Annotated in this window: 15 protein-coding genes; 9 read left to right on the plus strand and 6 right to left on the minus strand. The window is 62.8% G+C overall.

Annotated features, from left to right (window positions below; translation table 11 throughout):
- Positions 1 to 40 precede the first annotated feature (40 nt).
- Positions 41 to 361 (plus strand): ATP-dependent Clp protease adapter ClpS, encoded by a 321-nt coding sequence (gene clpS, locus ACVOLR_RS02655; RefSeq protein WP_282272346.1) that lies wholly within the window; start codon positions 41 to 43, stop codon positions 359 to 361.
- A gap of 323 nt (positions 362 to 684) precedes the next feature.
- A complete protein-coding gene (gene clpA, locus ACVOLR_RS02660) occupies positions 685 to 2,964 on the plus strand; it encodes an ATP-dependent Clp protease ATP-binding subunit ClpA (RefSeq protein ID WP_481535053.1) in 2,280 nt (759 codons plus the stop codon).
- A gap of 315 nt (positions 2,965 to 3,279) precedes the next feature.
- On the opposite strand, the gene infA is transcribed toward clpA, so the two are convergent.
- From infA to trxB, 5 genes are all read right to left on the minus strand, one after another.
- A complete protein-coding gene (gene infA / locus ACVOLR_RS02665; RefSeq protein ID WP_005409596.1) occupies positions 3,280 to 3,498 on the minus strand; it encodes a translation initiation factor IF-1 in 219 nt (72 codons plus the stop codon).
- Positions 3,499 to 3,596: 98 nt separating this feature from the next.
- Positions 3,597 to 4,331: a leucyl/phenylalanyl-tRNA--protein transferase gene (aat, locus tag ACVOLR_RS02670; protein WP_481535054.1), complete on the minus strand. Its 735-nt coding sequence runs from the start codon at positions 4,329 to 4,331 to the stop codon at positions 3,597 to 3,599.
- The gene (locus ACVOLR_RS02675; protein ID WP_481535055.1) at positions 4,328 to 5,470 is read right to left on the minus strand and encodes a GNAT family N-acetyltransferase; all 1,143 of its coding nucleotides are present in this window, start codon (positions 5,468 to 5,470) and stop codon (positions 4,328 to 4,330) included. Before ACVOLR_RS02675 ends, aat begins: the two co-directional genes overlap by 4 nt.
- The gene (locus ACVOLR_RS02680; protein WP_481535056.1) at positions 5,467 to 6,360 is read right to left on the minus strand and encodes a metallophosphoesterase; all 894 of its coding nucleotides are present in this window, start codon (positions 6,358 to 6,360) and stop codon (positions 5,467 to 5,469) included. Before ACVOLR_RS02680 ends, ACVOLR_RS02675 begins: the two co-directional genes overlap by 4 nt.
- A gap of 23 nt (positions 6,361 to 6,383) precedes the next feature.
- Positions 6,384 to 7,352 (minus strand): thioredoxin-disulfide reductase, encoded by a 969-nt coding sequence (gene trxB / locus ACVOLR_RS02685; protein WP_282270462.1) that lies wholly within the window; start codon positions 7,350 to 7,352, stop codon positions 6,384 to 6,386.
- Positions 7,353 to 7,641: 289 nt separating this feature from the next.
- Here trxB and ACVOLR_RS02690 point away from each other — a divergent pair, with 289 nt between their 5' ends.
- The 7 genes from ACVOLR_RS02690 (at position 7,642) to ACVOLR_RS02720 (ending at position 15,485) form a co-directional block, all read left to right on the plus strand.
- Entirely contained in the window at positions 7,642 to 10,008 is a 2,367-nt protein-coding gene (locus ACVOLR_RS02690) for a DNA translocase FtsK (protein ID WP_481535057.1), read from the plus strand.
- A gap of 93 nt (positions 10,009 to 10,101) precedes the next feature.
- On the plus strand, positions 10,102 to 10,740 hold the full coding sequence (gene lolA / locus ACVOLR_RS02695) for an outer membrane lipoprotein periplasmic chaperone LolA (protein ID WP_481535058.1): 639 nt from the start codon (positions 10,102 to 10,104) through the stop codon (positions 10,738 to 10,740).
- A 125-nt stretch (positions 10,741 to 10,865) separates the two neighbouring features.
- Entirely contained in the window at positions 10,866 to 12,161 is a 1,296-nt protein-coding gene (locus tag ACVOLR_RS02700; RefSeq protein ID WP_481535125.1) for a replication-associated recombination protein A, read from the plus strand.
- Positions 12,162 to 12,197: 36 nt separating this feature from the next.
- Positions 12,198 to 12,584, plus strand: a complete 387-nt coding sequence (gene crcB / locus ACVOLR_RS02705; protein ID WP_481515660.1) for a fluoride efflux transporter CrcB — start codon at positions 12,198 to 12,200, stop codon at positions 12,582 to 12,584.
- A gap of 89 nt (positions 12,585 to 12,673) precedes the next feature.
- Positions 12,674 to 13,720, plus strand: coding sequence for a glucokinase (locus tag ACVOLR_RS02710; RefSeq protein ID WP_481535059.1), 1,047 nt, complete (start codon positions 12,674 to 12,676; stop codon positions 13,718 to 13,720).
- Between the two features lie 23 nt (positions 13,721 to 13,743).
- Entirely contained in the window at positions 13,744 to 14,751 is a 1,008-nt protein-coding gene (locus ACVOLR_RS02715; RefSeq protein WP_481535060.1) for a glycosylasparaginase, read from the plus strand.
- Positions 14,748 to 15,485 (plus strand): copper homeostasis protein CutC, encoded by a 738-nt coding sequence (locus ACVOLR_RS02720; protein ID WP_481535061.1) that lies wholly within the window; start codon positions 14,748 to 14,750, stop codon positions 15,483 to 15,485. The genes ACVOLR_RS02715 and ACVOLR_RS02720 overlap by 4 nt, the downstream gene beginning before the upstream one ends.
- A 136-nt stretch (positions 15,486 to 15,621) precedes the next feature.
- Here ACVOLR_RS02720 and ACVOLR_RS02725 read toward each other — a convergent pair whose 3' ends face one another.
- A complete protein-coding gene (locus ACVOLR_RS02725) occupies positions 15,622 to 17,775 on the minus strand; it encodes a TonB-dependent siderophore receptor (protein ID WP_481535062.1) in 2,154 nt (717 codons plus the stop codon).
- Positions 17,776 to 17,871: the final 96 nt, after the last annotated feature.

Genomic DNA, 17,871 nt, shown 5'->3' on the forward strand with positions numbered 1-17,871 from the left:
TGGTCAAAAGACAGCCACCTGGAACCGCTATAATCGAGGGATGTCCCAGAAGACCCAACACGACAGCGAACACGGCCTGCTGGTAGCCCCCGGCAAGCCCGAGGTTGCGCCCCCGCCGCAGTACCAGGTGATGCTGCTGAACGACGATTACACCCCGATGGACTTCGTGGTGACTGTCCTGCAGAGCTTCTTTTCCATGGACATGGACAAGGCCACCCAGGTGATGCTGCACGTCCATACCCGCGGCCGCGGCATCTGCGGTGTGTACACCCGCGAAGTTGCCGAGACCAAGGTTGCGCAGGTCAACGAGTTCTCGCGCATGAACCAGCACCCGCTGATGTGCACGATGGAGCGGGCCTGAGCCTGCCCTGGGCACCGACAGTGCGCCCGGCTGTTTGCCCATGCGGCACGGTTATCAGCATCGCTGCCGCAGTGGCCGCTGGTCTGCTGTAAAACAGCAGGTGTGGCAGGACGCGGGCGTTGGAGCTGGCGGAACGATGCGTTTCGCTTGATGCCCGCAATCCGGATCCAAGCCCCTGTCCCTGCGTCGAAACTGAATGCAGAATTCACGGGTACGGGCGATTTGGCGAGATTGCAGGCGCGTTGTCTACATCTTCGTCATTAGGGTGCTGGAAAAATCGTTGCCAGGCCGCATATTGTCTCCAACCGCAACCGGAGTGCCTTATGTTCAGTAAAGACCTCGAGCAGACCATTGGTCAGTGCTACAAGCGCGCCCGAGAAGCCCGTCATGAGTACATGACGGTTGAACATCTATTGTTGGCGTTGTTGGAGAATGCTTCGGCGCAGGCGGTGCTCAAGGCATGCGGCGCGGACCTGGAGCGGCTGGGGCGCGAGCTCGAGAAGGCGATCAACGCCTCGGTGTCGTTGCTGGCCGAGGACGACGGCCGCGATACCCAGCCAACCCTGGGCTTCCAGCGGGTGCTGCAGCGGGCGGTTTACCACGTGCAGTCCTCGGGCAAGAAAGAGGTCACCGGGGCCAATGTGCTGGTGGCAATCTTCGGCGAAAAAGAGTCGCACGCGGTCTATTACCTCAACCAGCAGGATGTGACCCGGCTGGATGTGGTCAATTACCTTTCCCACGGCGTGGGCAAGAGTGGCGACGACCCAGAGATGTCCTCCCCGCTTGAGGGCGAGGGCCGGGCCGAGGGCGGCGATGGCGAGGGCAAGGGCGATTCGCTGGCTGAGTTCGCCAGCAATCTCAACGAGCAAGCCAAGGCCGGGCGGATCGATCCACTGGTTGGGCGTCGCGATGAGATCGAGCGCACCATCCAGGTACTGTGCCGCCGTCGCAAGAACAACCCGCTCTATGTCGGTGAAGCCGGCGTGGGCAAGACCGCCATTGCCGAGGGCCTGGCCAAGCGCATCGTCGACGGCGAAGTGCCGGATGTACTTGCCGATGCGGTGATCTATTCGCTGGACCTGGGCGCGCTGGTGGCTGGCACCAAGTACCGCGGTGACTTTGAGAAGCGCCTGAAAGGCGTGATCACCGCGCTGAAAAAGATCCCCAACTCGGTGCTGTTCATCGACGAGATCCACACCATCATCGGTGCCGGCTCGGCGTCCGGCGGCACCATGGATGCGTCCAACCTGATCAAGCCGGCGCTGGCCTCGGGCGAACTGCGTTGCATTGGCTCGACCACGTTCCAGGAATACCGCGGCATCTTCGAGAAGGATCGCGCTTTGGCGCGCCGCTTCCAGAAGATCGACATCGTCGAGCCAACCGTTGGCGAGACCTACGAGATCCTCAAGGGCCTGCGTCCCAAGTACGAGGCGCATCACGGTGTGACCTATGCCGACGATGCGCTGCAGGCAGCAGTGGATCTGTCGGTCAAGCACATCGCTGATCGCCTTCTGCCTGACAAGGCCATCGATGTTATCGACGAGGCCGGTGCGCGCCAGCGCCTGCTGCCGGAAGGCCAGCGCAAGGATCGCATCGACATCGAGGAGATCGAGACCATCGTCGCCAAGATGGCGCGTATCCCGGCCAAGCAGGTCACCGCCACCGACAAGGACGTGCTGCAGCATCTGGAGCGCAACCTGAAGATGGTGATCTTCGGCCAGGACCAGGGCATCGAATCGCTGGCTTCGGCGATCAAACTGTCGCGTTCCGGCCTCGCCAGTCCGGACAAGCCGATCGGCAACTTCCTGTTCGCAGGCCCTACCGGCGTCGGCAAGACCGAGGTGACCCGTCAGCTGGCACTGCAGCTGGGTATCGAGCTGGTGCGCTTTGACATGTCCGAGTACATGGAGCCGCATTCGGTCAGTCGTCTGATCGGCGCGCCTCCGGGTTACGTCGGTTTCGACCAGGGCGGCCTGCTGACCGAGAAAATCGTCAAGACGCCGCACTGCGTGCTGCTGCTGGATGAGGTGGAGAAGGCGCACCCGGACATCTTCAACATCCTGTTGCAGGTCATGGATCGCGGTGTGCTAACCGACACCAATGGTCGTGAAGCCAACTTCAAGAACGTGATCCTGGTGATGACCACCAATGCCGGTGCCACCCAGGCGGCGCGTCGCTCGATCGGCTTCACCAAGCAGAACCATGCGACCGATGCGATGGAAGTGATCCGCAAGAGCTTCACCCCGGAGTTCCGCAACCGGCTGGATGCGGTGGTGCAGTTCCAGCCGCTGGGCTTCGAGCACATCCTGCGGGTGGTGGACAAGTTCCTGATCGAGCTGGAGATGCTGCTGCAGGACAAGCACGTTTCGTTGTCGGCCACCCCGGCTGCCCGCGAATGGCTGGCCCACCACGGCTTCGACGCTGACATGGGCGCACGCCCGATGTACCGGGTGATCCAGGACAAGGTAAAGCGTCCGTTGGCTGACGAGCTGCTGTTCGGCAAGCTGTTGAACGGCGGCAAGGTCAGCATCGACGTCCGCGACGGCGAGCTGATCGTGGATACCGAGTCCGAGCCGGAGCATCTGTTGCCAGCAACGGTGTAATCCCGCCCTTGTAGGAGCGGCGCTGGGTGGCCTCGAGCCATAAGCCGCGAAGCCAGGATTGTTTCAGCGCAAACAAAACCCCGCATCCAGCGATGCGGGGTTTTTTGTCTTTGCGCTGCGCGCTGCACCTGTAGTGCCGAGCCATGCTCGGCATGGGGCATTACCGGGAACGCTCCTGCCGAGCATGGCTCGGCACTACGGGGGCATTGCTGGTAACGCCTCTGCCGAGCATGGCTCGGCACTACCTGAAAATTTGCGGCCACGCGAAAAAGCCAGCACGAAGGCTGGCTTTCTGCTAACGCTCGACTTACCGCATTACTTCATGCGGTAGGTGATACGGCCCTTGGTCAGGTCGTACGGCGTCATCTCAACCTTGACGCGGTCACCGGTCAGGATGCGGATGTAGTTCTTGCGCATGCGGCCGGAGATGTGGGCGATGATTTCATGCCCATTTTCCAAGCGAACACGGAACGTGGTGTTCGGCAACGTCTCGCTGACGGTGCCTTCGAACTCAATGGAGTCGTCTTTCGACATGTAGTCCTGTGCGGTTCTGCGGACGGCCAATGGGCCTAAGGGCGGGCATTTTACGCTGTCGCGGCCAAGGATGCAAAGTTTGCGTTAAGCACCTGCATTCAGGCCAATGCCGAGGCGGCCAGCTCGCCAAATCTGCGCGTCCAGCTACCGGCACCACTGGGGCGCTGCACCAGTTCGCGCACATTTTCCAGAAACACAGCGCGGGGCAGGTGCTCGGCGCCCATCCGCAGCAGGTGCGGGTTCTCCACCTGCGCGTCCATCAATGGCCAACCCCAATCGGCCAGGGTGCCGGCCAAGGCCGCGAGCGCTACCTTGGAGCCACCGCTTCGGCCGCTGAACATACTTTCGCCGAAGAACATCTGGCCGATGGCGACGCCATAGATGCCGCCAACCAGCACGTCGCCATCGAATACTTCAACCGAGTGCGCGTAGCCGAGCTGGTGCAGGGCGACATAGGCCTTGTGCATATCGGCGGTGATCCAGGTGCCATCCTGGCCGGGTCGCGGTGCCAGTGCGCAGGCCTGCATGACCTCGGGGAACGCCGTGTCGGCGCGTACCGTCCAGGTGCTGTTGCGCAACCCGCGGCGGAAGCGCGAGGACAGATGTACCTGGTTGGTGCGGAACACCATGCGCGGGTCTGGCGACCACCACAGCAGTGGCTGGCCTTCGGAGAACCACGGGAAGATGCCGCCGGCATAGGCGTTGAGCAGGCGTACCGGGCTAAGGTCGCCGCCAATGGCCAGCAGGCCATCGGGCTCCTGCAGGGCCAGCTCGGCAGGCGGGAACGGCGCATCGCTGGCACTATCCAGCAGGAACGGGCCTTTGTTGCTCATTGCGCTGGATCTTCCTGCTTGAAGGGCGAATGGCGCAGCAGGTCAGCCGAGTAAGTCGCGACATCCTCGCGCTCTTTGCCGCACCAATCGCGCACGGCCTCGCGGAACTGCGGGTGTGCAAGCCAATGATGGCTGCGGACCTGGGTTGGAAGGAAACCGCGCGCCAGTTTGTGCTCACCCTGCGCGCCAGGCTCGAAGCGCTGCAGGCCTTCGCGCAGGCAGTACTCGATGCCCTGGTAGTAGCAGGTTTCAAAGTGCAGGCCGGGCAGGGGGGCGCCGCCCCAATAGCGCCCGTACAGCGCATCTCTGCCGCGCAGGCACAGCGCGCCTGCAATCGGTTCGCCATCCTGCATGGCCATGAACAGCACCAGCTGGCGCGGCATCTGCTCGGCCATGTGGCGCAGAAACGCCAGCGTCAGGGCCGGCGCATTGCCGTACTCGGCAAAGGTCTGCAGGTAGAAGCCATGCATGGCGCGCAACTCGTCCGCGCTGGCTTCGTCGCCATGGCGCACTACGAAGCTGATACCGGCACGGGCAACCTTGGTGCGCTCCTGGCGGATGTTCTTGCGGCGCTTATGATCCATCGCGCCGAGGAAGTCATCGAAGTTCTCCCAGCCCGGCTGGCGTTGCCATTGGAACTGCACATCATCGCGTTGCAGCCACTGTGCGCCGAACAGCGGATTCTCATCGGCAAGGTGGAAGTTGATATGCGCCGAAGACAAGTCGTTGTCCCGCACATGGCTGACAATCGTCTCAATCAGCTCACGACGATCCACTTCGTTGCGAGCCAACAGGCGTGGCCCGGTAACCGGCGAGTAGGGCACGCCGCACAGCCACTTGGGGAAGTACTCCAGCCCGTGGCGGGCATAGGCATTGGCCCAGGCATGGTCGAACACGAACTCGCCGTGTGAGTTCTGTTTCAGATAGCCGGGGGCGGCAGCAACAAGTTCATCGTCGCGCCACAACGTCAGATGTTGGGCCTGCCAGCCCCATTCCGGGCGCAGGCAGCCATGCTGCTCCAGCCCGCTGAGAAAGGCGTGACTGATGAAGGGATTGCTGCCGTCGTGCAGGACATCCCATTGCGCGGCAGGCAGCGCTGCCAACGCAGGGAGTGTCTTGACTGTGATCGCGGCGGTCATGGTTGCAACTGCAGGACGTCGATCGTAGGCGGGTTGAGCAAGCGCAGCGGCAGGCCTATCTCGCCAACACCGCGTGTGGTGAACACCCGGACGCTGCCGTGTGGGGTTTGCGCGACTTGCTCGCCTCTATCAAAGCCGTGGGCACTTGGAATGACCTTGCGATACAACCACGGAATACGGATTTGTCCGCCGTGGGTATGACCGGCCAGCACGATGGAGGCTTCGTCCGGGCGCAACTGCATTGCGCTGTCGGGGTTGTGTGCAATCACGATCATCGGTGTCTGCGGTGGGGATGCCAGTCGCAGAAAACCGGGGTCGTCCTTGCCTGCCCAGCGATCACCCAGGCCCGCCCAGCGGCGCCCTTGCGCGTCGGTGATGACCTTGCCTTCAATCATCTGGACGCCAAGTTGGCCCAGCGCCTCGCGCAGGGGCTTGTCGATATCTGGCCCGGGTTGCTGCTGGTCGTGATTGCCGAGCACGACATAGGTTGGCACGCGCAGCTGGCTCAGCGGTGCAAACAGTACCTGCAGATCATGCCCTTGCGGCTCATAAGTCAGATCGCCGGCAATAACCACCGCGTCGACAGGCAAGGTGTTGATGCGCTCCACCAACCGCCGTAGAAACGCCGTGTCCTTGTAGACACCGAGATGAATGTCGCTGATCAGCGCAATGCGCGCACTGATGCCGGTGTTTGGCAGCACGGTGTGGTCGACGCGGACGATCTGCGGTTCGATGAAGCGTGCCCAGGCGAACACGCCACATCCAAGCAACAGAATCGCAAGCGCCGGGCGATGGCGCGGGTTGCGCCAACGCCACAGCAGCCAGACGATGGCGGGGAATACCAGCCAGCTGCCATGGAACAGCAGCTGCTTGAGCATCAGCTTGTCCATGGCAGGCTAGCGGGGTGGGGCGCTCAGGCGCCCTTTTCGTCCAGGAAGCGCTCGGCGTCCAGCGCGGCCATGCAGCCGAAACCGGCCGAGGTGATGGCCTGGCGGTAGTGCTGGTCGGCGACGTCGCCAGCGGCGAACACGCCTTCGACCGAGGTCATGGTGGCGTTGCCGCCCAGGCCGGAACGGATTTCCAGGTAGCCGTTGTTCATTGCCAGCTGGCCGGTGAACAGTTCGGTGTTGGGCTGGTGGCCGATGGCGACGAAGAAGCCGTGGGCTTCGATGTCGCGGGTGCTGCCGTCAAGGGTGGACTTGACGCGCACACCGGTGACGCCAGCGTCATTGCCCAGCACTTCGTCGACCTGGTGGTGCCACACGGTTTCGATCTTGCCGGCAGCGACCTTGGCGAACAGCTTGTCCTGCATGATCTTTTCCGCCTTCAGGGTGTCGCGGCGGTGGACCAGATAGACCTTGCGGGCGATGTTGGACAGGTACAGCGCCTCTTCAACGGCGGTGTTGCCGCCGCCGACCACGACCACATCCTGGTCGCGGTAGAAGAAGCCATCACAGGTGGCGCAGGCGGACACGCCGCGGCCCTTGAAGGCTTCCTCGGACGGAATGCCCAGGTACTTGGCGGTGGCACCGGTTGCGATGATCAGGGCATCGGCGGTGTACTGGGCGCTGTCACCGGTCAGGGTGAACGGGCGCTTGGACAGGTCGGCGGTATGGATGTGGTCAAACACCACTTCGGTTTCGAAGCGCTCGGCATGCGCCTGCATGCGCGCCATCAGGTCCGGACCCATCAGGCCGTGGGCATCGCCCGGCCAGTTGTCGACCTCGGTGGTGGTCATCAGCTGGCCGCCCTGCTGCAGGCCGGTGACGACCAGCGGCTTCAGGTTTGCGCGCGCGCCATAGACGGCAGAGGTCCAGCCGGCGGGGCCAGAGCCGAGGATCAACAGGCGGGAGTGCTTGGTCGGGAGGCTGGAAGTGCTCATGTATACTCGCGAAAGTCAGGATTGGTGGCCCGAACGCGGCATTCCGCAACTGTCCGGGCAAGCCAATAGAGTGGCGGTCCGACCTCGGTGAATCAAGGCACGTGAATGGAACTGCGCGGCCCGTTGCATACAACTCTGCTGTTTCCCGCATTGCCGCCGCCACTGTCTGGCGGCTTTTTGACGTTTTCTGTCTGTCAGCCGTACCGCACTGCGCTGTAATTGGGTGAAACCCGACGATCTGTCGTTTAATATCAATCACTAACCGTGCATTTTTAAGGTCTGGTCAAAGGTGGCGAAACAGGTCCCGGAACGCGACAAGAGCCCCAAGGCTGCCGCTGATGCGCGCAAGTCGGCGGCTGCAGCAGACAATCCACGTCGTCAAAAGCTGTGGCGTGATCTGGCGTTGATCGCGATCGCGCCGGCATTGCTGTACCTGCTGGCCAGTCTGTTCACATATTCGCCTACTGATCCGGGCTGGTCGCAGTCGGGCTCGGTGGTTGCGCCCGTGCACAACATGGGCGGCAGGGTAGGCGCGTGGATTGCCGATGTACTGCGCCAATTGTTTGGCTATGTGGCCTACCTGATCCCGCTGATGCTGGCTGCGGTCGCATGGATCGCCATGTTCGGCCTGAAGAAGACCGATGAGCGTGGCCAGGATGATCTGGGCCCGGCGCTGCGTCTGGTCGGCATTGTCGGCTTCCTGATTGGTGCTACCGGTTTCCTGTACCTGCGTCTTCCGCCAGGCGATGTTGCCCGTGCAGGCGGCGGCTTGGGCGTGTTGGTGGGCAAGTCGCTGCAGACTGGCTTTGGCCCGGTCGGCAGCAATCTGTTCCTGCTGGTGCTGCTGCTGACCTCGATCACCCTGGCCACCGGGCTGTCGTGGTTTGCGGTGATGGAGAAGATCGGCAAGTGGGTGCTGGCCTTGGGCCCGCTGCTCAACAAGAAGAAAGAACAGGCCAACGAGTGGCAGCAGACCCGCGTGCTACGCGAAGAGCGCGAGGAAGTACGCAAGGTGGACGCCGAGGTTCGCGCCAAGCGCGAGCCGGTGAAGATCGAGCCGAGGCCTGCACCGGTGATCGAGAAGAGCGACCGCGCCAAGCGCGAGACCCAGATTCCGATGTTCCAGGGCGTCAATGGCGACGGCTCGGACATCCCGCCGCTGGCCCTGCTGGACGATCCCAAGCCGCAGCCAAAGGGCTACGACGAGCAGACGCTGGAAACCCTGTCGCGGCAGATCGAGTTCAAGCTCAAGGATTTCCGCATCGATGCGCAGGTCGTCGGCGCCTATCCGGGCCCGGTGATCACCCGTTTCGAAATCGAACCGGCACCCGGCATCAAGGTCAGCCAGATCAGTTCGCTGGACAAGGACATCGCCCGCGGCCTGTCGGTCAAGTCGGTGCGTGTGGTCGACGTGATTCCGGGCAAGTCGGTGATCGGCCTGGAAATCCCCAACGTCACCCGCGAGATGATCTTCCTGTCCGAGCTGCTGCGCTCCAAGGAATACGACAAGTCGACCAGCCCACTGACGCTTGCGCTGGGCAAGGACATCGCCGGCCGCCCGACCGTGGCCGATCTGGCACGCATGCCGCATCTGCTGGTGGCCGGTACCACCGGCTCGGGTAAGTCCGTTGCGGTCAACGCGATGGTGCTGAGCCTGCTGTACAAGGCCAGTCCGAAAGACCTGCGCATGCTGATGATCGACCCGAAGATGCTGGAGCTCAGCGTCTACCAGGGCATCCCGCATTTGCTGGCACCGGTGGTCACCGACATGAAGGAGGCCGGCAACGGCCTGCGTTGGTGCGTGGCTGAAATGGAGCGCCGCTACAAGCTGATGAGCGCGGTCGGCGTGCGCAACCTGGCCGGCTTCAACAAGAAGGTGAAGGACGCCATCGACGCTGGCCAGCCGCTGATGGATCCGTTGTTCAAGCCCAACCCGGAAATGGGTGAGGCACCGCGCCCGCTGGAACCGCTGCCGTTCATCGTCATCTTCATCGACGAATTCGCCGACATGATGATGATCGTCGGCAAGAAGGTCGAAGAACTGATCGCGCGCCTGGCGCAGAAGGCACGTGCGGCCGGTATCCATCTGATCCTGGCCACGCAGCGTCCCTCGGTGGACGTGATCACCGGCTTGATCAAAGCCAATATCCCGACCCGCATCGCCTTCCAGGTCAGCTCCAAGATCGATTCGCGCACCATCCTCGATCAGTCAGGCGCGGAAGCGCTGCTGGGCAACGGCGACATGTTGTACCTGCCGCCGGGCACGGCCATGCCGGACCGCGTACACGGTGCCTTCGTCTCCGACGAAGAAGTGCACCGCGTGGTTGAGCATCTGAAGGCCAGTGGTCCTACCGACTACATCTCCGGTGTACTGGACGAAGTGCAGACCATGGGCGACGGCATCGTGGTCGGTGCCAATGGTTTGCCTGAGAGCAGTGCCAGTGCTGGCGACGAATCCGACCCGCTGTACGACGAAGCCCTGCGCATCGTCACCGAAACCCGCCGCGCCTCCATTTCCGGTGTGCAGCGCCGCCTGAAGATCGGCTACAACCGCGCCGCGCGCCTGATCGAGGCAATGGAAGCGGCCGGCGTTGTCACCGCGCCGGAGCACAATGGCGACCGCACCGTGCTGGCGCCGCCGCCGCCCAAGCACTGAACGGAAGGGCGGCATTCAGCGATTGATTGCCGCCCATTCAGTTTGAAAGAGGCAGACTCTGCCTCACCACCGACACCACTATCCCAAGCCGCCATGACTGCATTCCTGCGCCACTCCGTTCTTGCTGTTGCTTTGGCTTGTGCCGGCCTTGCCGCGGATGCCCATGCCGGCGCCCGCGATGACCTGAAGTCCTTCACCAACGGCCTGCGCGGCCTCGATGGCCAGTTCGCGCAGCAGGTGGTGGATCAGCGCGGCCGGGTCAAGGAATCGTCCAGCGGTCGCGTGGCGCTGTCGGCACCGCGTCAGTTCCGCTGGGAATACACCCGCCCGCATCCGCAGCTGATCATCGCTGACGGCAGCAAGTTGTGGGTCTACGAGCCGGACCTGGAACAGGCGCGCGTCAGTCCGCAGGGCACCGAGGAGCAGAACAATCCGCTCACCGCGCTGATCAACCCGGCACTGCTGGAACAGCAGTACGACATCAGCGAAGAAGCCGCGCCGCGCGACGGCATGCAGTGGCTCTCGCTCACACCCAAGCGCGATACCCAGGCCAGCTTCGATGTCGCCGCACTGGGCTTCGCCGGTGGCGCACTGTCGCGGATGGAACTGACCGACGCGGTAGGCCAGCGCACCATCATCACCTTCAGCGGCTGGAAGAAGAACCCGAGCTTCGCTGCCGGCACTTTCCGTTTCGTCCCGGGCAAGGACGTCGACGTGGTCGGCGAACGCTGAACCCAAGCCCGGCTTCTGAAGCCGGGGCAGGGCGGCCACGCTGCTAGAATGCAGGCGTGGCCAGATCCCGAAATATCTTTCTTGATGAAGCTCCCGCCGACCTGCTGACCGCGGACCGGGACAATATGCGTCCGCTCGCCGAGCGCATGCGCCCGCGTGCACTGGACGAGATGGTTGGCCAGAAGCGATTGCTGGCACCCAATACGGCACTGCGCCGCGCGGTTGAATCAGGGCGCGTGCATTCGATGATCCTGTGGGGCCCGCCGGGCTGCGGCAAGACCACGCTAGCCTTGTTGCTGGCGCAGTACGCCGATGCCGAGTTCAAGGCGATATCGGCGGTACTGTCCGGCCTGCCGGATGTGCGTCAGGTGCTGGCCGAAGCCGCGCACCGCTTCGCCGACGGGCGCCGCACCGTGCTGTTCGTTGACGAGGTGCACCGTTTCAACAAGGCACAGCAGGATGCCTTCCTGCCGCATATCGAGCGCGGCACCATCATTTTTGTCGGCGCCACCACCGAGAATCCTTCGTTCGAGTTGAACTCGGCACTGCTGTCGCGCTGCCGCGTGCACGTGCTGGAATCGGTCTCACCCGAAGACGTGGTGGAAGCCTTGCAGCGCGCCTTGGACGACAAGGAGCGCGGGCTGGGCGAGCAGGACATCACGGTCTCGGCCGAGTCGCTGCTGGAGATCGCCCGTGCCGCTGATGGCGACGTGCGCCGAGCACTGACGCTGCTGGAAATCGCTGCCGAACTTGCAGCGGGCGAGGGCGGTGAAATCACCCCGGAAACCCTGCTGCAGGTACTGGCCGATCGCACCCGCCGCTTCGACAAGAACGGCGAGCAGTTCTACGACCAGATCTCGGCGCTGCACAAGTCAGTACGCAGCTCCAACCCGGACGGCGCCATCTATTGGCTTGCCCGCATGCTCGATGGTGGTTGCGATCCGTCCTATCTGCTGCGGCGGCTGACCATCATGGCGGTGGAAGACGTCGGCCTGGCCGATCCGCGGGCGCTGGAAATGGCGATCAATGTCTGGAACGCATATGACCGCATCGGCGCACCGGAAGGCGATATCGCCCTGTCCAACCTGGTCGTGTACCTGGCCAGCACCGCCAAATCCAACGCCGCCTACATGTCCTTGCATGCGGCCCGCGCTGACATCGCCAAGTACGGTACCCAGCCGGTACCAATGCACCTGCGCAACGCACCCACCCGTTTGATGAAGACGCTGGGTTACGGGCAGGGCTACCAGTACGACCACGACGTTGAGGGCGGCATCGCACTGGACCAGACAGCGTTCCCGGATGAAATGGGTGAGCAGGTCTATTACAAGCCGGTGGAACGGGGTCTGGAGATCAAGTTGAAAGACAAGCTTGACCGCCTGCGCATCGCCCGTGAACAGGCGCGCACGCAACGCAAATGACCACCATTCGCCAACCCGCACCCGGAACTTGACCCCATGTGGCTTTCCTTCCTGGCCATCGGCGTTGGCGCGGCACTCGGTGCGTGGCTACGGTACGGGCTGAGTCTGTGGCTGAACCCGCTGCACAACACGGTGCCGCTGGGAACGCTGACCGCCAATCTGCTCGGCGGCTACGTTATCGGCCTTGCCCTGGCTTTCTTCGCCACCCGGCCCGAGCTGTCACCGCAATGGCGGCTGTTTGTGGTGACCGGGCTGCTGGGCGGTTTGACCACGTTTTCGACCTTTTCCGCCGAAGTTGTCTACCTGCTGCAGCGCCAACAGCTGGGCTGGGGACTGGTCACCATTGGCCTGCATCTGGGCGGCTCATTATCGATGACCGCGCTGGGCTGGTGGACCTGGCGTGCTTTGCGGCACCTGACTTGAGCCCGCTTTCAATGCCGCAGTCGATACCGCATCATGCGCCCACCACAAATTGAGCGTTTTCTGGATATGCAGCAAAAGCGGGCACACGAATGAGCAGACCGGCGTCGGATGACGCGGCCCGCAGCGACGCAATCCATGATTCTGGATCGGGGAGCGCCATCATCGGCGCTGATGTGGGCGGTACCTATGCGCGGTTGGGCTGGACCCGGCTGCAGGCAAATGGCGCGCTGAGCGTCCATGGTTTCCGCAAATACACCTGCGCCGAACACCCCAGTCTGGCCGCAATCCTGCGTGATTACGCCGACTGGCTGGGCTGCGAAACCGATGCGCCGCCGATCGCGCACGCAGTCGTCGCCATCGCAGGCGTCCTTGATGGTGACGGCGATACGCTGCTCAATACCAATCTGGCCTGGCCGGTGTCGCTGGCGGCAACCCGCCGTGAGTCAGGCATGCAAACGTTGGAATTGATCAACGACTTTGTCGCCGTCGCCCAAGCGATGGCACATGCCGAGGCCGATTCGCTGCACCTGATCTGTGGTGACCCCGAGCAGGTAGCGCCTGGCCCGGCCGTGGTGCTTGGCCCAGGAACCGGTTTGGGCGTGGCGGTATACCTGCCAGGTGGAAACCCTTCGGTGCTGCCCAGCGAAGCAGGCCACGCGGCCTTGGCTGGCTCCAATGCACTGGAGCAGGATGTATTGCGCCTGCTGTCGCAGCGATACACGCATATCGACAACGAACGGATCCTGTCTGGTCCGGGCTTGATCACGCTCTACACCTGTTTATGTGAGTTGCGCGGCAGCGTCCCGCAATGGCAATCGCCAGCCGAACTGGTTGATGCCGCACGCACCGGCAACGATGCATTGGCGACAGAAAGCGTGGACGTATTCTGCGCGTGGCTGGGCAGCTTGGCCGGCGATCTCGCACTGACCTTTGGTGCACGCGCGGTCTATCTGACCGGTGGCATCACTGGCCATATAAGTAGTTTTTTGCACGCGGGCGGCTTCCAACATCGTTTCCTTGCCAAGGACAGGCTGGCGCAGGCGCTGCGCCACGTGCCGGTCTGGCGCGTTGAACATGGTGAGCTTGGCGTGCTGGGTGCCTTGGCCTGGCACGTCGACAAGCTCGCTGCACGCTGAGCACAACCCAGGAGAAGCCAGCCATGAGTACCCGCAGACAGTTCCTGCAGTCGTCCGCATTGATTGGCGCATTGGGCAGCGCGGCACCGGGCCTGCTGGCATCGCCACCAGCTGCCAGCGGCGCCCGCGTGGTTTCAACCTGGGATTTCGGCGTCGGAGCGAACCAGGCCGCGTGGATGGTGCTGGCTGCAGGCGGTAGCGCGCTGGACGCAGTGGAAGCCGGCGCACGCTGGGCCGAAAGCGAACTCTGCAATCCCACCGTTGGCCGCTGCGGTAACCCTGATCGCGATGGCGTGCTCAGCCTGGATGCCAGCATCATGGCTGGCGATGGTCGCTGCGGGTCGGTTGCGGCATTGGTCGACATCCTGCATCCGATCTCGGTCGCCCGCGCGGTGATGGAAAAGACCCCGCACGTCATGCTGGTCGGCGAGGGCGCACAGCAATTCGCCGTGCAGCAGGGCTTCGAACGCCAGAACCTGCTCACTCCGGAAGCAGAAAAAGCCTGGCGCGAATGGCTTAAGACCGAGCACTACGCGCCGCAGATCAACGCCGAGCGCCGTGGCATTCCCGGTGACAAGGACAACCACGACACGCTGGGAATGATCGCCATCGATGCCAAGGGACAGATGGCCGGTGCCTGCACCACCAGCGGCATGGCCTTCAAGATGCATGGCCGCGTTGGCGACAGTCCGATCATCGGTGCTGGTCTGTATGTGGACAACGAAGTCGGCGCAGCCACCGCTTCCGGCATGGGCGAGGAAATGATCCGCAACGCAGCCTCGTTTCTGGTGGTCGAACTCATGCGACAAGGTCGCTCACCAGCAGAAGCCTGCCGCGAAGCCATCCAGCGCGTGGTTCGCAAACGTCCCGAAGCCAGCCGCACCTTGCAGGTCTGCTTCCTGGCGATGAACCGCAGTGGCGAAGTGGGCGCTTATGCGCTGCATAAAGGCTTCGTCTACGCGGTATGCGACAGCAGCAAGCAGGATGCCTTGCTCGAATCGGCGTCCGTGTACACGAGCACGCAGGCATGAGTTCGCGGTATCTGCTGGAGATCGCCTGCAACTCTGCGATGTCGGCTGTGGCAGCACAGCAAGGCGGCGCGAATCGCGTTGAATTGTTCGAGAATCTGGAACAAGGTGGTACTACCCCTTCGTCCGGCAGTATTGCGGTAGCGCGCGAGCACTTGCAGATACCGTTGTTCGTATTGATACGCCCGCGTCCTGGTGACTTTCACTACGGAAGCGTGGAGGCGGAGATCATGCTGCGCGACATCGCGCATTGCCGGCAGCTAGGCTGCGATGGCGTGGTAATTGGTGCGCTGACTGCTGACGCTGAGATCGACATGCCGCTATGCCGTGAGCTGATCAGCGCGGCCGGACCAATGGACATCACGTTTCATCGTGCTTTTGATGCCGCCCGCAACTTGCTAACGGCGCTGGAGCAGATCGCGGACCTCGGTATCAAACGGATCCTCAGCTCAGGCGGTAACGCTAGTGCCGCCGAAGGCAGCGCTGTGCTGGCTAGCTTGGCAGAGCAGGCTGGGTCACGACTGGCCTTGATGGCCGGCGCAGGACTCAACGCGCAGAACATCACCGAGGTCGCCTTGAAGACTGGTTGCCTGCAACTGCATGCTTCGGCCAAGGCGCGGCAGCGGTCGGCCATGCGTTACCAGAACCCCGCGTTGCAGGGTTTGGACAACGATTGGATTCAAACGGAGAGCGACGCAGTCAGTGCTTTGCGTCAGGCTCTGGATCAGCTGGGCTGATGCTGCTTTTCTTGGTGCCCGCTTATTAAAGTGGTGAGTCACTATAATTGAAGGGTCGCCACGTTTCATAGCCGACACATCAGACCGCATCTGGCAAAGCGCGATGCCCACGGAGCGTGGGCATCGCCGTCTATGTTTACCAGTCGATGCGTAGATCCAGAGAGGCGTTCCGCGCCTCGCCAAGCATGTCCAGATTCCAATACCTGCGATTGAACACGTTGTTGAGATTGCCGGTCAGCGTGGCGTCGCGACCAGCCAACGTGGTGCGGTACTGGACGCCGAGATCGGTGACTGTGCGGCCCGGGATCAGGATGCGGTTGGCATCTTCGTAGTACTGCTCACCGGAATAGCGCACCGTGCCGTGCACGCTGAAGCCGGTCAGCAGGGCAGGGCGGTAGTCGAAGTTGGCGACGTAACTCCGCGGCGCCGAACCCGCCGGGCGGTTGCCTCGCAACGCAGCGTTCTCCGGTGCAAGATCTTCCAGACTGGCGTCCAACCACAGACCGCCCAGCCCGATATCCAGGCTATCGGTCACGCCGTAGCTGGCGATTGCCTCGAAGCCGCGGTACAGGGTGAGACCGTCCTGCACCAGATAGCGCTGGCCATCACGCCATTGGTCGATCTTCGCACCGCGTTCAACGCGGAATGCCGCGGTAGTGAATCCGAGCCTGCCGCTCTGGTACTTGGCACCGATCTCGTATTGCTTGCTGATGGTGGCGTCCAGCACCTGGCCGGCATTGGCGTAAGGCGGCTCGCTGTCGAAGCCAACGCGTCCGCCGGACTCCAGCGACTCCACGTAGCTGCCGTAGATGGACACTGCTTCCAATGGCTTGTAGATCAACGCCAGCGTTGGTGTAAGCGCGGAGGTGGCGTAGCGCGAATCCACGGTCGGGTCGCCGTCCTTGTCGCGCTGTTCGTAATCGACATAGCGTGCGCCGAGTATCGCCTGCCATTTCTCACCGAAATGCAGGGTGTCGCTGGCGAACACCGACTTCTGCCGCTCATCCGAGCTCACCGGTGCGAAACCGAAATCCGGAACATGGTGGGAAATGAAATCCTGCCGTTGGTAAAGATTGCCCGAGAAGTCATTGCTCCAGTAAAACTCATTGCTCCAACGGTCCCAACTGCGCTGCATCGCGCCGCCAAACACCAGTTCATGGCGGATCGCACCGGTTTCAACGCTGCCGGTGACCAGCACCTGCGCAACACTGCTGCGCAGATCGGCGCCGAAGTTGTAAACGCTGCCCTCGTAGTCGCCTGCCTCATTGAGCAGGTTGCCGAACATCTTGTTGGAGTAGTGTTTGCGCTGGCTGCCGCCCACGGTGAAGTCCACGTTCCAATCTTCACTCACACGCCATTGCAGGCCGGTGGTGGCATTGGTGGTCTTCGCGCGGTAGTAGGAATTGCGGACGCGGACGTTCTCGTAGTCGTAGGTGGGGCGGGGCAGGCGATCACCCTCGTAGGTATCCCAGTAGAAGTACATCGGCTCATGCTTGAGCTTGTTGTCCTCGCGCAGCAGTTCGGCATGCCACACCAGCGAATCGCCGATCGGCTGTTCCACCGCTACCGCGATTACCTCGCGATCCAGACCTGCGCCGTTGTAGGCCTCGCCACCGTCCTTGGCCAGGTTGACGCGGACGCCGAATGAATCGGGTCCGTTCAGGCGGGTGCTGGCATCCACGCGGGCGGACCACGCGCTGTCATTGCGCCAGCCAACCGTGGTGGAAAGCATCGGCGTGCTGGTAGGCCGCTTGGTCCTGTAGCTGATGATGCCGCCGGGCGAACCGAAGCCATACATGAAACCACCGAGTCCCTTCAGCGCCTGCACTGACTCGACGGCTTCGAGCGGATACTCGCCGCCCCATTCCATCAGCATCGGCACGCCATCCACATAGTGGTTGTTGACGCCGATGCCTCGGATCTGCGTGCCCCACCAAGCAGTCGTTGCCGAAGGCTCGGCAGCGTAAACCGAGGGGTCATTGATGAAGACATCGCCCAGTGTGGTGGCGCCGCGCTTCTCAATGTCTTCCTGCTCGACCACGGTTACCGAGAACGGCGTGTCCAGCAGTCGTTTGGTGCCCAGCGCGCCGGCACTGGCGTCCAGGTTGAGGTTCAGGCCCAGGCGCTCGCCCTTGACCCTGACGGTGTCGAGCTCGGTTGCCTCCTTGGCAGCTTGGGCGGCGGGGACGCGCTCTGCCGTTTGCGCCTGCGCGTTCAGGCAGGCAGCGGTGAGGCAGACATACAGGACGGAATGACGCGGGAAACGCACGCGCGGAAGACGAGACAGCAAGGAGGTGGCCTTGGCGGGAGACACAGACAGGGGCAGGGCGGCGGCGGCCTGCCAGCAGAGGTACGGCCGCGATCCTATTGCGAATGAGTCCTAATA

The sequence above is a fragment of the Stenotrophomonas sp. STEN030 genome, assembly GCF_056759995.1.

What these genes read in the sequence shown, in the direction of transcription:
- clpS (WP_282272346.1), top strand. Translation starts at nt 41, where the DNA reads ATGTCCCAGAAGACCCAACACGACAGCGAACACGGCCTGCTGGTAGCC.
- infA (WP_005409596.1), bottom strand. Translation starts at nt 3,498, where the DNA reads ATGTCGAAAGACGACTCCATTGAGTTCGAAGGCACCGTCAGCGAGACG.
- trxB (WP_282270462.1), bottom strand. Translation starts at nt 7,352, where the DNA reads ATGAGCACTTCCAGCCTCCCGACCAAGCACTCCCGCCTGTTGATCCTC.
- ACVOLR_RS02720 (WP_481535061.1), top strand. Translation starts at nt 14,748, where the DNA reads ATGAGTTCGCGGTATCTGCTGGAGATCGCCTGCAACTCTGCGATGTCG.
- aat (WP_481535054.1), bottom strand. Translation starts at nt 4,331, where the DNA reads ATGAGCAACAAAGGCCCGTTCCTGCTGGATAGTGCCAGCGATGCGCCG.
- lolA (WP_481535058.1), top strand. Translation starts at nt 10,102, where the DNA reads ATGACTGCATTCCTGCGCCACTCCGTTCTTGCTGTTGCTTTGGCTTGT.
- ACVOLR_RS02710 (WP_481535059.1), top strand. Translation starts at nt 12,674, where the DNA reads ATGAGCAGACCGGCGTCGGATGACGCGGCCCGCAGCGACGCAATCCAT.
- clpA (WP_481535053.1), top strand. Translation starts at nt 685, where the DNA reads ATGTTCAGTAAAGACCTCGAGCAGACCATTGGTCAGTGCTACAAGCGC.
- ACVOLR_RS02700 (WP_481535125.1), top strand. Translation starts at nt 10,866, where the DNA reads ATGCGTCCGCTCGCCGAGCGCATGCGCCCGCGTGCACTGGACGAGATG.
- ACVOLR_RS02675 (WP_481535055.1), bottom strand. Translation starts at nt 5,470, where the DNA reads ATGACCGCCGCGATCACAGTCAAGACACTCCCTGCGTTGGCAGCGCTG.
- ACVOLR_RS02680 (WP_481535056.1), bottom strand. Translation starts at nt 6,360, where the DNA reads ATGGACAAGCTGATGCTCAAGCAGCTGCTGTTCCATGGCAGCTGGCTG.
- crcB (WP_481515660.1), top strand. Translation starts at nt 12,198, where the DNA reads ATGTGGCTTTCCTTCCTGGCCATCGGCGTTGGCGCGGCACTCGGTGCG.
- ACVOLR_RS02715 (WP_481535060.1), top strand. Translation starts at nt 13,744, where the DNA reads ATGAGTACCCGCAGACAGTTCCTGCAGTCGTCCGCATTGATTGGCGCA.